The sequence below is a fragment of the Corynebacterium ulcerans genome (assembly GCF_900187135.1).
Taxonomy (GTDB): Bacteria; Actinomycetota; Actinomycetes; order Mycobacteriales; family Mycobacteriaceae; genus Corynebacterium; species Corynebacterium ulcerans.
In genome coordinates this window covers 2,147,497-2,162,896 of sequence record NZ_LT906443.1, presented here as the reverse complement: position 1 = coordinate 2,162,896, position 15,400 = coordinate 2,147,497, and the positions used below count along the sequence as shown (strand labels likewise).

Annotated in this window: 8 protein-coding genes, 3 rRNA genes, 1 other RNA gene and 1 pseudogene; 1 reads left to right on the top strand and 12 read right to left on the bottom strand. The window is 51.3% G+C overall.

Annotated elements, in window-relative coordinates; translation table 11 throughout:
* Window positions 1–133 precede the first annotated feature (133 nt).
* The 7 genes and pseudogenes from rrf to CKV68_RS09760 all read right to left on the bottom strand — a co-directional run bounded on the left by rrf (window position 134) and on the right by CKV68_RS09760 (window position 10,004).
* A 5S ribosomal RNA gene (gene rrf / locus CKV68_RS09790) occupies window positions 134–250 on the bottom strand.
* Window positions 251–373: 123 nt separating this feature from the next.
* Window positions 374–3,459, bottom strand: a 23S ribosomal RNA gene (locus CKV68_RS09785).
* A gap of 367 nt (window positions 3,460–3,826) precedes the next feature.
* A 16S ribosomal RNA gene (locus CKV68_RS09780) occupies window positions 3,827–5,346 on the bottom strand.
* The 16S, 23S and 5S rRNA genes sit together here, the layout of an rRNA operon.
* A 780-nt stretch (window positions 5,347–6,126) precedes the next feature.
* Window positions 6,127–6,882, bottom strand: coding sequence for an iron ABC transporter ATP-binding protein (locus tag CKV68_RS09775; RefSeq protein WP_013911015.1), 756 nt, complete (start codon window positions 6,880–6,882; stop codon window positions 6,127–6,129).
* A complete protein-coding gene (locus CKV68_RS09770) occupies window positions 6,879–7,937 on the bottom strand; it encodes an iron chelate uptake ABC transporter family permease subunit (protein ID WP_013911014.1) in 1,059 nt (352 codons plus the stop codon). Before CKV68_RS09770 ends, CKV68_RS09775 begins: the two co-directional genes overlap by 4 nt.
* Window positions 7,930–8,896 (bottom strand): annotated as a pseudogene (locus tag CKV68_RS09765) (ABC transporter permease). Before CKV68_RS09765 ends, CKV68_RS09770 begins: the two are co-directional and overlap by 8 nt.
* A 115-nt stretch (window positions 8,897–9,011) precedes the next feature.
* On the bottom strand, window positions 9,012–10,004 hold the full coding sequence (locus CKV68_RS09760) for a siderophore ABC transporter substrate-binding protein (RefSeq protein WP_014525467.1): 993 nt from the start codon (window positions 10,002–10,004) through the stop codon (window positions 9,012–9,014).
* A 460-nt stretch (window positions 10,005–10,464) separates the two neighbouring features.
* Between CKV68_RS09760 and CKV68_RS09755 the strand changes: the two genes are divergently transcribed.
* On the top strand, window positions 10,465–11,226 hold the full coding sequence (locus CKV68_RS09755) for a hypothetical protein (protein ID WP_095076111.1): 762 nt from the start codon (window positions 10,465–10,467) through the stop codon (window positions 11,224–11,226).
* A 64-nt stretch (window positions 11,227–11,290) separates the two neighbouring features.
* On the opposite strand, the gene CKV68_RS09750 is transcribed toward CKV68_RS09755, so the two are convergent.
* From CKV68_RS09750 to ftsE, 5 genes are all read right to left on the bottom strand, one after another.
* A complete protein-coding gene (locus CKV68_RS09750; protein ID WP_095076110.1) occupies window positions 11,291–12,013 on the bottom strand; it encodes a carbonic anhydrase in 723 nt (240 codons plus the stop codon).
* 438 nt (window positions 12,014–12,451) lie between these two features.
* Window positions 12,452–12,833, bottom strand: a transfer-messenger RNA (tmRNA) gene (ssrA, locus tag CKV68_RS09745).
* Window positions 12,834–12,971: 138 nt separating this feature from the next.
* Window positions 12,972–13,463: an SsrA-binding protein SmpB gene (gene smpB / locus CKV68_RS09740; RefSeq protein ID WP_014836110.1), complete on the bottom strand. Its 492-nt coding sequence runs from the start codon at window positions 13,461–13,463 to the stop codon at window positions 12,972–12,974.
* Between the two features lie 122 nt (window positions 13,464–13,585).
* Window positions 13,586–14,488, bottom strand: coding sequence for a permease-like cell division protein FtsX (ftsX, locus tag CKV68_RS09735; protein WP_013911008.1), 903 nt, complete (start codon window positions 14,486–14,488; stop codon window positions 13,586–13,588).
* Between the two features lie 21 nt (window positions 14,489–14,509).
* The gene (ftsE, locus tag CKV68_RS09730; RefSeq protein WP_014836108.1) at window positions 14,510–15,199 is read right to left on the bottom strand and encodes a cell division ATP-binding protein FtsE; all 690 of its coding nucleotides are present in this window, start codon (window positions 15,197–15,199) and stop codon (window positions 14,510–14,512) included.
* Window positions 15,200–15,400: the final 201 nt, after the last annotated feature.

Below are 15,400 nucleotides of genomic sequence, written 5' to 3'. Positions count from 1 at the left end.
CCCCCTGTCTTCCGGGGTTTTTAATATGGGTATGCACAAAAAGAAGGAGAGTCTAAGCACCACACCCACCCCACAGGGTAAGGCATCACACCTAGACTCTCCATAATCTTTTTTTGTTTGTATCAAATTTTTTGGTTGGCGGCGACCTACTCTCCCACACCCTCCCAGGTGCAGTACCATCAGCGCAATCGGGCTTAGCTTCCGGGTTCGGAAAGGGACCGGGCGTACCCCCGACGCTATAACCACCAACACATCCTATATAACACAACACACAACACGTGTCATGTCAGACACTGCACAGTGAACACAAGCAACAAAACTCTTCTTCTTTTTCAAACGCTCCAGGCACAACAATTATTTAACACACCACAAAAGGTGGTTGTTTATCGGTAAATTAGTACCAGTCACCTCCAAGTGTTACCACTCTTCCAGATCTGGCCTATCAACCCCCTCGTCTAGAGGGAACCTCAAAAGAAACCTCATCTTAAAACAGGCTTCCCGCTTAGATGCTTTCAGCGGTTATCCCTTCCGTACGTAGCCAACCAGCCCTGCCACGGGCGTGACAACTGGCACACTAGAGGTACGTCCGTCCCGGTCCTCTCGTACTAGGGACAGCCTTCTTCAAGTTTCAACGCGCACGGCGGATAGAGACCGAACTGTCTCACGACGTTCTAAACCCAGCTCGCGTGCCGCTTTAATGGGCGAACAGCCCAACCCTTGGGACCTACTCCAGCCCCAGGATGCGACGAGCCGACATCGAGGTGCCAAACCATCCCGTCGATATGGACTCTTGGGGAAGATCAGCCTGTTATCCCCGGGGTACCTTTTATCCGTTGAGCGACACCACTTCCACAAGTAGGTGCCGGATCACTAGTCCCGACTTTCGTCCCTGCTCGACCTGTCAGTCTCACAGTCAAGCTCCCTTGTGCACTTACACTCACCACCTGATTGCCAACCAGGCTGAGGGAACCTTTGGGCGCCTCCGTTACATTTTAGGAGGCAACCGCCCCAGTTAAACTACCCACCAGGCACTGTCCCCAACCCAGATCATGGGCCAAGGTTAAGGTGCTCAATCCGATCAGAGTGGTATTTCAACTTGCGACTCCACCACACCTAGCGGCGCAGTATCACAGTCTCCCACCTATCCTACACAAACCGAACCAAACACCAATACCAAGCTATAGTGAAGGTCCCGGGGTCTTTTCGTCCTGCCGCGCGTAACGAGCATCTTTACTCGTACTGCAATTTCACCGGGCCTGTGGTTGAGACAGCAGGGAAGTCGTTACGCCATTCGTGCAGGTCGGAACTTACCCGACAAGGAATTTCGCTACCTTAGGATGGTTATAGTTACCACCGCCGTTTACTGGGGCTTAAATTCTCCGCTTCGACCCCCAAAAGAGATCTAACAGGTCCTCTTAACCTTCCAGCACCGGGCAGGCGTCAGTCCGTATACATCAACTTCCACGTTTTCGCACGGACCTGTGTTTTTAATAAACAGTCGCTTCCCTCTATTCTCTGCGACCACCATCAGCTCCATCAGTCTGTCACCAACAATGGTCCCCCTTCTCCCGAAGTTACGGGGGCATTTTGCCGAGTTCCTTAACCACAGTTCACCCGATCGCCTTAGTATTCTCTACCTGACTACCTGTGTCGGTTTAGGGTACGGGCCATAATGACACTCGCTAGAGGCTTTTCTCGACAGTACAGGATCACCAACATCAACCAAAAAGGTCTACGCATCACGCCTCACCCTTATATGCAGCACGGATTTACCTATGCCACGGGCCACACGCTTACACCACAATCCAATAAGTGGCTCGGCTACCTCACTGCGTCACCCCATCACTTGGCTACTACCAACGAAGGTCCCACGCACAACCACACACACCCACACAAAGTATGAACACATGCAATTAATGGGCGGTTAGTACCACTGATTCACCACTTGTCGCATCACCACGGGTACCAGAATATCAACTGGTTATCCATCGACTACGCCTGTCGGCCTCGCCTTAGGTCCCGACTCACCCTGGGAAGATTAGCTTAACCCAGGAACCCTTAGTCATCCGGCGGAAAAGTTTTCCACTTTTCATTCGTTACTCATGCCTGCATTCTCACTCGCACACACTCCACACCCGGTCACCCAAATGCTTCACCACATGCACGACGCTCCCCTACCCAACCAACAAAAATGTTGACTGCCGCGGCTTCGGCGGTGTACTTGAGCCCCACTACATTGTCGGCGCAGAACCACTCGACCAGTGAGCTATTACGCACTCTTTCAAGGATGGCTGCTTCTAAGCCAACCTCCTGGCTGTCTTCGCGATCCCACATCCTTTTCCACTTAGTACACGCTTAGGGGCCTTAACCGGCGATCTGGGCTGTTTCCCTCTCGACCAACGGAGCTTATCCCCCGCAGTCTCACTGCCACGCTATAACATTACCGGCATTCGGAGTTTGGCTGACATTGCTAAGATTGTAGTCCCGCTCAACCAACCAGTAGCTCTACCTCCAGCAAGAAACACGCAACGCTGCACCTAAATGCATTTCGGGGAGAACCAGCTATCACGGAGTTTGATTGGCCTTTCACCCCTACCCACAGCTCATCCCCTCAGTTTTCAACCTAAGTGGGTTCGCGCCTCCACAAAGTCTTACCTCTGCTTCACACTGGCCATGGGTAGATCACCCCGCTTCGGGTCCAGGACATGCCACTAACAACACCCTCGTTAGGATTCGCTTTCGCTACGGCTACCCACCAAAAGGTTAACCTCGCGACATGCCGCTGACTCGCAGGCTCATTCTTCAAAAGGCACGCCATCACCCCACAAGGAGGCTCTGACGGATTGTAAGCACACGGTTTCAGGTACTATTTCACTCCCCTCCCGGGGTACTTTTCACCATTCCCTCACGGTACTAATCCGCTATCGGTCATTACAAGTATTTAGGCTTACCGGGTGGTCCCGGCAGATTCACAGCAGATTCCACGAGCCCGCTGCTACTCGGGGACATGCACAACCAGCGCACACATGCTTTCACGTACAGGACTCTCACCTTCTACGGCAGGCGTTCCCACACCACTTCCGCTAACACATGCACAAACCAGCAAAAAGATGGCAGCCTTTTTCACGCACACACCCCACAACACCACACACGCAACCCCTGCCAGGTATCACACGCACATGGTTTAGCCTCATCCACGTTCGTTCGCCACTACTAACGGAATCACAATTGTTTTCTTCTCCTACGGGTACTGAGATGTTTCACTTCCCCGCGTAAACCCCCACAACAGCTATGAATTCACTGAAGGGTAACCACACATAACTGTGGCCAGGTTTCCCCATTCGGACACCCTCGGATCAACGCTCTATTGGCAACTCCCCGAGGCCTATCGCGGCCTTACACGTCCTTCATCGGCTCATAATGCCAAGGCATCCACCGTGTGCCCTTAAAAAACAACACACACAATATGCAAACAAAAAATACCAAGAACTAAAAAGAATAAAGATTATTACTCGCGTCCACTATACAGTTCTCACACAACACAACCACCCCACACCAACAACAACCCACAAAGGCCATCACCAGCACAAAAGCAGCCACAAGAATCAACACAACAGTGCATCATCCCAGACACCCAACAGCATGCCAACACAACAAACAAACAATCCTACAACCAACACAACACAACAACACACCATCACACAACCATGCACAGCCACCATCTGATTAGCAGCACACAATCACACACAACTTTGCTCCACCCGGATTTACAAATAAACAACAACAAACACCAACCAGTGAATGCTGGAAAAATAAAACTCCTTAGAAAGGAGGTGATCCAGCCGCACCTTCCGGTACGGCTACCTTGTTACGACTTCGTCCCAATCGCCGATCCCACCTTCGACCACTCCCCCCAGAAAACTGGTTGGGCCATGGGCTTCGGGTGTTACCAACTTTCATGACGTGACGGGCGGTGTGTACAAGGCCCGGGAACGTATTCACCGCAGCGTTGCTGATCTGCGATTACTAGCGACTCCGACTTCATGGGGTCGAGTTGCAGACCCCAATCCGAACTGAGGCCGGCTTTCAGCGATTCGCTCACCCTCACAGGCTCGCAACGCGTTGTACCGACCATTGTAGCATGTGTGAAGCCCTGGACATAAGGGGCATGATGATTTGACGTCATCCCCACCTTCCTCCGAGTTAACCCCGGCAGTCTCTCATGAGTCCCCACCATAACGTGCTGGCAACATAAGACAAGGGTTGCGCTCGTTGCGGGACTTAACCCAACATCTCACGACACGAGCTGACGACAACCATGCACCACCTGTATACAAACCACAAGGGAAAACGTATCTCTACGCCGATCTTGTATATGTCAAGCCCAGGTAAGGTTCTTCGCGTTGCATCGAATTAATCCACATGCTCCGCCGCTTGTGCGGGCCCCCGTCAATTCCTTTGAGTTTTAGCCTTGCGGCCGTACTCCCCAGGCGGGGCGCTTAATGCGTTAGCTACGGCACGAAAGTCGTGGAAGACCCTCACACCTAGCGCCCACCGTTTACGGCATGGACTACCAGGGTATCTAATCCTGTTCGCTCCCCATGCTTTCGCTCCTCAGCGTCAGTTACTGCCCAGAGACCTGCCTTCGCCATCGGTGTTCCTCCTGATATCTGCGCATTCCACCGCTACACCAGGAATTCCAGTCTCCCCTACAGCACTCAAGTTATGCCCGTATCGCCTGCACGCCCGGAGTTAAGCCCCGGAATTTCACAGACGACGCGACAAACCACCTACGAGCTCTTTACGCCCAGTAATTCCGGACAACGCTCGCACCCTACGTATTACCGCGGCTGCTGGCACGTAGTTAGCCGGTGCTTCTTATACAGGTACCGTCACAAAAGCTTCGTCCCTGTCGAAAGAGGTTTACAACCCGAAGGCCGTCATCCCTCACGCGGCGTCGCTGCATCAGGCTTGCGCCCATTGTGCAATATTCCCCACTGCTGCCTCCCGTAGGAGTCTGGGCCGTATCTCAGTCCCAATGTGGCCGTCCACCCTCTCAGGCCGGCTACCCGTCGACGCCTTGGTAGGCCATTACCCCACCAACAAGCTGATAGGCCGCGGGCTCATCTCGTACCGAAAAAACTTTCCACCACACACACTAAAGTGTGGTCCTATCCAGTATTAGACCCAGTTTCCCAGGCTTATCCCAGAGTACGAGGCAGATCACCCACGTGTTACTCACCCGTTCGCCACTCGAGTACCCCCGAAGGGGCCTTTCCGTTCGACTTGCATGTGTTAAGCACGCCGCCAGCGTTCGTCCTGAGCCAGGATCAAACTCTCCACAAAAAATCAGTCAAAAAAGACCAACCAGGCTTCGTGAAAAGCCCAACCAAAACTGGCAAAAAAACAAACAACCAACAAAAAATAATCCTATTGATCATTCATCAAAAAAATAATGAAAAAAGTAAAGCAAAAAACAGTGATCATCGATGCCTTGACGAGACAACACAACAACCACCCAACACCCACACACACAACATGCGTGTGAATATTGTTTGTTCACATGGAATCCCACACCACAACCCACACAAGAGTCATGGACATGAAACACACACCATGTTTCGCATAAACAACTTATTTCCTCGGCACAACATTTTTACAAGCAAGCCACACTTGCCGGCCAAAACTGTGTATACCGTGATCATCACATAAACATCATGCAACAACGCATCATTGTTTAACTACAAAACGTAGCTATCACCATGTCAACCATAAAATAAATTTATAAGTACATTGGCACACTATTGAGTTCTCAAACAACACACCCACACCCCACACACCAACGATATTGGTGTGTACTGAATGTAAGAATACTTTTTGTTTATCGCCTGCTTGTTTTCCTCTCGCCTTACACTCACTGATTCACAATCACCTTCGTGGTGTTTGCCTCTGTGAGGGGCGCTGTCGGTCGCGGCGACTCACATAAAGTTACACACCACGTGCGGAACACACAACTTGCCAGGTCAGAACACGTTTTTCACACATTATTTAAGCAGCGTTCAATCAACAAGGCCGTAAAAAGCATCAAAGCGCCGTAGGAAAAGGAATTCCTACGGCGCTTTATCGCTAGTGATAACAAGCCAATGGACCATCAGGCCCGTCAATGACTCGTACAGGGGTATTAAATATCTGGGTCAGTATCTCGCTGTCCATCGCAGTGGCTACTGGACCAAAATGAGCTACGTTTCCGTCTTTAACCGCACAAATGTAGTCGGCATAACGCGCTGCAAAGTTGATGTCATGGAGAACCACTATGACTGTTCGACCTAGGTCCCGTGCGATATCGCGCAGGTGGCGCATCATTTCCACGGAATGTGCGATGTCCAAGTTATTGAGGGGTTCGTCGAGAAGCACATAGTCGGTTTCCTGCGCCAGCACCATAGCCACATACGCGCGCTGGCGCTGTCCACCTGAGAGCTGGTCAAGGTAGCGATTTTCTAAAGGACGCAGGTTAAGAAAATCAATGTACTTAGAAACGATCTCCTCATCCTGAGCAGTTAGCTTTCCTTTTGAGTAGGGAAAGCGCCCGAAGCCGACAAGCTGGCGCACTGTAAGCCGGGTGATGAAGTGATTTTCTTGCCTCAGGATGGAGACAATCTTTGCAAGATCCTTGGATTTGGTAGCTGCAACGTCGTAGCCGGCTACGGCGATCTGGCCGGCGTCGATAGGCAAAAGCCTTCCGATCATCGTCAAAAGTGTGGACTTCCCTGCCCCGTTGGGACCGATGAAAGCTGTGATACCGCCTTGAGGAATTTCAAGATCCACAGGACCAATGGAGACTTCGCTGTTGTAGTTCTTTGCTACGTGATCTAGCTGAATCACAGACGCCCCTTTTTCAGAATGACGATAAGGAAAATAATTCCGCCCACTAGTTCAATGATGATAGAGACCACACCTTGGGCGTAGAAAATATGGTTCATCACAAAATATGCAGACGTCAGAATCACAAATCCCAACGCCCATGCCATAGGAAAGACGTACCTGTGGTCAAAAGTATTCGCACATTGATACGCCAACGTAGCTACCAAGAAACCCAGGAATGTCATAGGCCCAACCAGCGCGGTCGAGGTAGCCATCAGCACAGATACCAGTACCAAAGTGAGCACTGATAGCACTTTGTGATTCATTCCGGCGTTGATTGCTACTTCACGTCCCAGCTGCAGCAGATTGAGCTGTCTTGCCATCACAAGAAGCGCCCCACCAGCCACGAGGACCAAAGGTATGGCGATCGGGAAATACACGGGGTCTGCATTGCTGATTGACCCGAAAAGCCGTGCGGTTAACACGTCGAATTCGCTCGGGGTAAGCAATCGTTGCATAAACGTAGCGAGGCTACCTAGACCAGCGCCGATAATAATTCCGATGAGCAGCAGCGCATGCATATTAGAGTTCTTGCCGGTGAGCAACCATGCGTAAAGCACCATCGACAGACCAATCATCAGCGCAAGTTGCAGAAGGAACATTGGCACAGTACGCGACTGCATAAGTCCCACAGAGCCAAAGAAAAACACTGTCGACGTATGAATCACACGATACAGCGACTCAAATCCCATAATTGACGGTGTAATAATTCTATTATTTGTCACCGTTTGAAACGCCACCGTGGCCAATGACTGACAAAAAGCCACTACGGCCATCGCAATGATGGCATTTGTTCGTCGTTCTGCGATGAGCCAAAAACGCTGTGTGCCAAAAGGCATCGGATTTTTGTATACCAAAAGACCAAAAGCGCAGGACAAACCGGCAAAAACAACGATGGAAAGAATTATCCAATATCGCCGTTGCTCCCGACGCGTCTGAAACGCTCCGGATCGCCGATTATTAGTCAAATCCTGGGGATCGTGCGCTCTTACTTTTTGAGATAGTCCCCTAGCCACGTCGAACCTGCCTCACAATGAGCCCCACAAAAACAACTGCCCCAAACATGCCCAACACCACGGAAACCGGCACTTCAAAAGGAGAAATGATGGTGCGCGAAATGAGGTCGCAGACCGTCACCAGCCCTATCCCACTTAGGCATACCCACGGTAGGTTTCCTCGCAGGTCATCCCCCCTAAAGATAGAAACCAAATTGGGAATAATAAGCCCCCAAGAACGGCAGATTGCCGATGACGACAGTGACAACGCCAGTCGCAAGAGCGATCAGCGACGTACCGATAAGCACCATGCGGTTGTAATTGACACCGATATTGGTTGCTATATCTTCCCCCAAGCCCGTGGCAGTTAAACGATCCGCATAGAAAAAGACCGCGACAACCACTAGTGCTACCGCCCACAGAACCTCGTATTGTCCTTTAGACACAGAGGTGAAACTTCCTTGGAACCACACACCTAAGGTCTGCAAGGTGTCAGTTTTTAGTGCAACAAAAGTAGAAACCGAACTAACCACGGCGCCCAACATGATTCCAACGATCGGAACTACCAGCGAAGAGCGCAAGGAGACTCTGCGTAAGAAAAGGAAAAAGACCATTGTTCCGGCAAAAGAAAAAACCACCGCAGAAAGCATTCGATCCAGAATGCTGGCTTGTGGGAACGTCAGCATACAAAATAGCAGTCCCAACCCAGCCCATTCCGTAGTCCCTGTCGTGGTTGGTTCCACGAATCTGTTCTGCGTGATCATTTGCATCACAAGGCCCGACATAGACATCGCGGCCCCTGCCAAGACAAGCGCTACGGTCCTTGGAATCCGCGTAATTCCAAAAATGTCTACTTCTCCGCCAGAGAAAATGTCATATTCGCCGGTGAGAAGGGACACTATAAGCAAGCCAACAACGGCACACGCGGCCAAAAGAAGGCGGACATTGAAACGCTGCGTCAGCGTAGTATGTGTTTTCATAAAAATCGAGCTCTACGAGTGAACACCAGTGATGAACGGCAGAACGGGGATTGCTCAACCTCTCGGCTAGCAATCCCCAGTCTTTTAATAAAGTCCACCGCACACGGCACAGATGTTATTTACCCTGTTCGAAAGCGTCGGCAATCGAATTGAAGATCTTCGTGTAAGTGATGATCGACTCATTGCGGTAGGTGTCCTGCGGAGCAACAAGTACTTTTTGGTTCTTTACCGCAGCGACTCCTGCCAGCGCCTGGTTCTTAGCGATCACGTCTTTAGCAGGGGTGTACTTTGCGTCATCAGCCATGATTGCTCCATCGCGGTCGAGAACAAGAATCCAGTCAGGATTCGAGTCCGCGATTGCCTCGACAGAAATATCATCACCCTTGTGGTTTGAGGAGGCACCCTCAATCTGTAGCGCAGGCTTGAGACCCAACAGATCAAAAACGGGACCATACACACGACCAACATGCGGTGCGATGTAGCCGATTGCGCCACCGGATACGTTCACAGCCATGACTTTGTCAGATCCGTTGTAAGCCTTCTTTGCCCGAGCAACGGCATCCTCGAAGTCTTTCACAAGCTTCTTGGCTTCGCCTTCTTTGTTAAAGATAACGCCCATTTCCGTCACTTGGCGCTTAAGTTCTGCGTCAAAGGCTTCGCCGTCGCGAGGTTCAAAGTCCACGATAGGGACACCGGGGTTAAGCTTCTTCATCTCTTTGTAGTGCTGGGAAAAGCGCTGGCCGGAGATGATCAGGTCCGGGTCGGTAGCCACCATTGCCTCAAGATTGGGCTCACGGTGAGTTCCCAGATCCACAATCTGATCGTTGTTAAGGAAGTTAGGCACGGTCGACGGGGCGATCGGCTTAGGCACGGCAACAGGAGTTACGCCCCACTGATCCAAAACTTGGAACGTGCGGTTATCCGTAGCAACAACCCGCTCAACGGGAGTTTTAATCTCGACTGTTCCGTAGTTGTCCTGAACGGTCACGGTATTTGCACTCGACTGCGCGCTAGTAGCGCTGTCTTTAGTACCGGAATCGCTACAAGCGCTCAATGCAAGGCCAGCCGCTGTAAAAACCGCAGCGAACTTAGTAAATCTGGAAACCATAAGACCCTTATCCTTATCGAGATGGATTGGCAAACCTCAGTAAGCACAGGCTTGCTTTCACTCGATCCAAGCTATAGAGACCCTCAGAAAAAGACAAGAATTTTGAATAGCCCTCATCTAGCCATCCCATCCCCTCTCTATCCATGCAGGTCACAGGCCAGTAAAACAAAAGCCTGAACCCATAAGGGGGTAAACTTACTTACCCCCAGATATTCAAAAGAGGTAGAGCATTCACTCACTTCCCCACTTTTGGAGTTAGTAATGAAGATAATAGTTTGACTCAATGAACTTTCTTGGAGTGAGGTGCCTAAGGCCCCGCACGAGGCGTTTCCCGTGGACAGCGTAAAGACCCCTCTACAATCGGCCTCCTTCTTCGAACATGTAGGCCAACAAGCAAGCATCGATGTCACACCCGTTTCTCATACTGAGCACATACGCACAGTATGAAAGGAAAAACGCCATGCTTTTTAACGTCATCGTTGTTCTTTTAATGATTGCCGCCGCGGCAATGCTGATCACGGTGGCCTTTCATAGTGATCTTCAAAAATCTCAGGATCACCAAGAGGCACAGACAGACCACCACAGCCACACTCCGGTTGCGCCACACGAGCCTCCCCTTTCTCAAGAAGACCTGGCAGCATCCATAAACGCACTTCAACAGCGCTTCTGCTCCGCGCCAGTAACCGAGCGCAACCTCACGGTAAAAGACAATTTTTCCCTTGCCCCCAGTGCCGTTCTCGATCTGGAGCAACTTGGGATTGAGCATAGCCACGCTATAGAACTTATTGCCCAGGCTAGTTCCACGATACAAACAGAGCGTCATATCGCTGTCTATGCCGACAACTTTTCCTTTTGGTTTACTACCGACGGCGCTACGTTGCTCAACGCACACGAAGAAAGCGCTACAAAATCGACAACAAAGCCTGCTTATCGACGCCCCCATGCGCCTATTCCCCCACGTAAAGCACAGAAACCTGCTCGCAGGCCCATGCCCCAAAATACAAAAGAATTCCTTCTAGTTCTGAAAGAATTCGGTTTTACAGTCGAGAATGGGAAAACCCATTACAAGGCAAGACATCCCCAGCACCCCGGACGTATGTGCGCCTTTTCTAAGACTCCGTCGTGCCATAGAGCAATCCATAATGCTATCTCGACAATCCGGCACGTGTTTGGGATTGATCTACGTGCAGCGGAACCCAAGGTCAGAGCACAGGCAGCATAGTTATCCCGGATTGTTCAATGTGCATGCTGCGCCCCGTACAGCATGCACATTGAACCAAAATCAATTAGACATCCACAAAGATGCCTTTTTCTTGATCAAACTTGGTCACATCACCCTTGCCGATGTCGTAGTGATACGCCTCCAGCTTGAGGTCACCTGCTTTCACCCGATCCACCACAAAAGCGTGAGACATCAAGTTATCCAGCTGAGCCGCCGCATTAGCCTTTTCCAGACGAAGCGAGAAATCTTCAGCTTTACGATCACCGTCGAGGCTGGCGAGCACTCCCTCTGAGCGGGTCAACCAATCATGAGTAGCCGGCAATTTCTTTGCATACTCATCGAGATGCTGCAGCGCTGCCATGCCTCCGCAGTTGGAATGTCCGATCACAGCGATAGTGGAAACACCCAAGCTGGACACCGCGTACTCTACCGGGGCAAGAACTCCGAACTCCGGCTTGCTAGCATGCGGGATAATGTTGGCAATATCGCGTAGGTGGAACAACTCACCGGGCTTGGCCGACAAGAGAGTCTCCGCATCGATGCGTGAATCCGAGCATGTGACCACGAGTGTGTGCGGGGATTGAGAATCCGCCAAGCCCTCATAGAGCTTTTTATTGTCCGGGTAGGTGGAGTCTTCAAATTTGTTGATCCCATCAATAATAGGATCACCAGTACCACTGGCGGCTTTGGTTGGCTCAGTTGTGCAGGCGGCAAGGGCCGTAGCCCCTGCCCCGAATCCCAAGGCCTGTAAAATCTGGCGACGGCTGTATGACTTCCTTGTAGGCATGTGCAAGCTCCAGTCTCTAGTCGTACTTTTGATTCAAAGGTATAGCATTTTTGTTCTAGCCGACGAGCTGGAACAAACAACGGGATCAATGATCAGACAAACACACAATCCCGTACTAACAAAGCAGAAACATCACGTGAGCAGAGAAAACAGCAACACCTATTCACATAGCATCTAAGGCTGCACTAACTACGAGCATCTGTGAGAAAACTCTCTTAAAATCGGTGCGAAAACATAAATGTACAGAGCCGACATGTCGTCAATGTCGCGAGACTCGACGAACAAAATATCGCCCCATAGGTTCGCCTTCTATAGGTACTTCATGCCACGTGTGGGCCACATATGAAGATATTTGTAGCGCATCATCTATCTTCTGCATTTTGTGTTTTACAGGTAAATAAGTAAAACCCCGCTTACCAAAGTGGTAAGCGGGGTAGGTGGTGGAGCTGCCGGGAATTGAACCCGGGTCCTACGCAACCTCGCCAGGGCTTCTCCGTGCGCAGTCCGTGCATAGATCTCTACTCGGCTCTCCGGCTAGGACGAACACATCCGGATGATGAGCCCAGTCATCGGTAAAAGTCCCGACCCACCCCGTTGACACGATGGAATCAGCAAGTCTCTTAGTCGATGCCAGACACTAGGCCAGAGACAAACCTAGGCTGACAGACACGCAGGTCGCTACAAATTAGGCAGCGAGGGCGTAGTCGCGCTGAGTCTTCTCGGCGCTTATCAGTTTGCTACGACGCTTACGGTGGTCTCTAGCCTGCACCGGCACGCTTCCCCTGGCTCAATCTACGCAGTCGAAACCAAAATCAGCCCCTCATGCGGCTACGGATTGGGATGCTGTGCAGCATATCCGTAGTTTGGATCATCCTACTCCGTGCAATGAGCAGCTTCAAGTCCTCCTGCGGTACGTGCTGTCGAGGGGACGTCGATAAGCTGCAAAGACAGGAATATTTTATGCGTGGATGCCTTTAACGCGACGACCAAGCTCCCGAACCACTTCGCGCTCTTCGGTCCTGCGCTTGATGTCTTGGCGCTTGTCATAATCCTGCTTACCTTGGGCAAGGCCAAGTTCCACCTTGAGCCGTCCGCCAGAAAAATAAAGGGACAACGGCACAAGCGTCTTGTTGCCGTCGCGTACTTTACCCATCAACGAGTCAATCTCGCGGCGGTGCAGTAGCAGCTTACGGGTTCGCTTGGGGCTGTGGTTGGTCCACGACCCCATGGAATAGATCGGGATGTTGAGGTTGCGGAGCCAGGCCTCACCCTCGTCAATGGTGGCGAAGGCATCGACAAGGGAGGCCTTGCCCTCTCTCAGCGATTTAATTTCTGTACCGAGGAGGACAATGCCGCATTCGTAGGTCTCTAGAATCTTGTAATCATGGCGTGCCTTGCGGTTAGTCGCGATCACAGGATTGTTGTTTGCAGCTTTTTTCTTCTTCGCCATAATGCCACTGATCGTACCTTGTGCCCGCCTTGCGCATGCAAAAACCTTCCACATCAGCTCGATGTGGAAGGTTAAAGTTCTCACGCTACTGCGCCAGCTCATAGCCAGCGGCTCATGCGTGGTTATTTACGTACGTACCAGCGGAGCGTGATTTGAGCGGTGATCGCCGCAAAGACCACTCCGATCACTGCCACAACCGGGGCCACTGCCCAGATGTCGGAGCTCGTCACCCGTGCAATGAGCTGGGAATCGTAGAGACCCTTGAGGGTCTTGTCCACCACCCATTCCTTGCCACCAAACAAAGCCACTCCGGAGAGCACAGCGCCAAAGAGCGCCGCGATCATGGCTTCAAGCACAAAGGGGGCTTGGGTATACCAGCGAGACGCGCCCACCATGCGCATGATCGAAATTTCTTCACGACGATTAAATGCAGCAATTTGCACCATGTTCACAATCAAGAACACTGCCGCAATCGCTTGGATCGCCGCGAAAATGAACGTTGCGTTGCGGATAGCGTCAAGGTTGTTCGTCGCCCCACGCAGATCATCTACCTGATCCACAATGGTGGTTACTTGTTCCAGACCACGGACTGCATCAAGTGGCTTGGTGTCTAGCGGGTCTACAAGGCGAACGTGCAGCGCCGCCGGCAGAGCATCTTTAGATGTTTCTGCGACAAGCTGCGGGTCTGTGTCCTTGAAAACCTCGACAAAACGCTGATATGACTGCTCGCGGCTGCGGAAGGTGACAGATTCGATTCCTTCTTGTCCGTCGAGCTTTTCACGCACCTGCTTGCATGCGTCTGATGCACAATCTTTGTCATTGGCAGAGATGTCCTCGTTCAGCTGCACCATGACTTCTACGCGGTCAAGATAAATACTTTTTGTGGCTTCCGTCATGTGTGTGACTAGAAAACCGGTAGCCAGAAGTGCTAGAGAAATAGCCGTGGTAATGATGAGCGCAATGGTCATCGTTATGTTACGTCCGAGCCCACGGAAGGCCTCTCGGAATACAAATCCAAGTTTCATGAGGTTCCTTACCTATTGCACCTATTGAGCTTCGCCGTAGACACCGTGGGCATCATCGCGCACGAGCTTGCCCAGGTTCAGTTCAATAACACGACGACGCATGTCATTAACGGCCCTCGCATTGTGAGTGGACATAACAACAGTTGTGCCCGTCTTGTTGATCTGATTAAGCAAAACCATGATGCCGTCGGAGGTTTCGGGATCCAGGTTGCCGGTGGGCTCGTCGGCAAGCAAAAGCAACGGCCGGTTGACAAAGGCGCGGGCTACGGCCACACGCTGTTGCTCGCCGCCGGAAAGCTCATGAGGCATACGGTGTGCTTTTCCAGAAAGACCCACCATCTCAAGAGTTTCGGGCACTAACTTGTTAATGCGGCTTTTCCGTGTCCCAATAACTTCTAGCGCAAAGGCCACGTTGTCGTAGACCGTCTTCTGTTGCAAAAGACGGAAATCCTGGAATACGTAACCGATGTGCTGGCGCAGCTTGTTAATTTGCCGGCCATGCAGCTTATTCACGTGAAAATCGGACAAGTAGAGATCACCGCTCGTGAGGTTCTCCTCTCTGATCATGAGCTGCAAGAAGGTTGATTTTCCCGAGCCGGAAGGGCCGATGAGGAAAACAAACTCGCCTTTATCAATAGTGAGCGAGAGGTTATCCAGCGCCGGCCTGGTAGACGTTTTATATGACTTGGTGACTTTGTCGAACGTGATCACACTTGAACACCTTAGCCAAACCACTGTGGCAATTGAAACGTTTGTGACAAATGGGATCGGATTTGGCGCTATAGGCGACATGCGTAACGACGCCCACCCACACCCCATACATTCACCCCGCCATGGAGATATCACACCGCCACCCTGGCCGTACACATAATTACATCTATATGTTTAGATATCTCTCCTCCCCTCACTCAC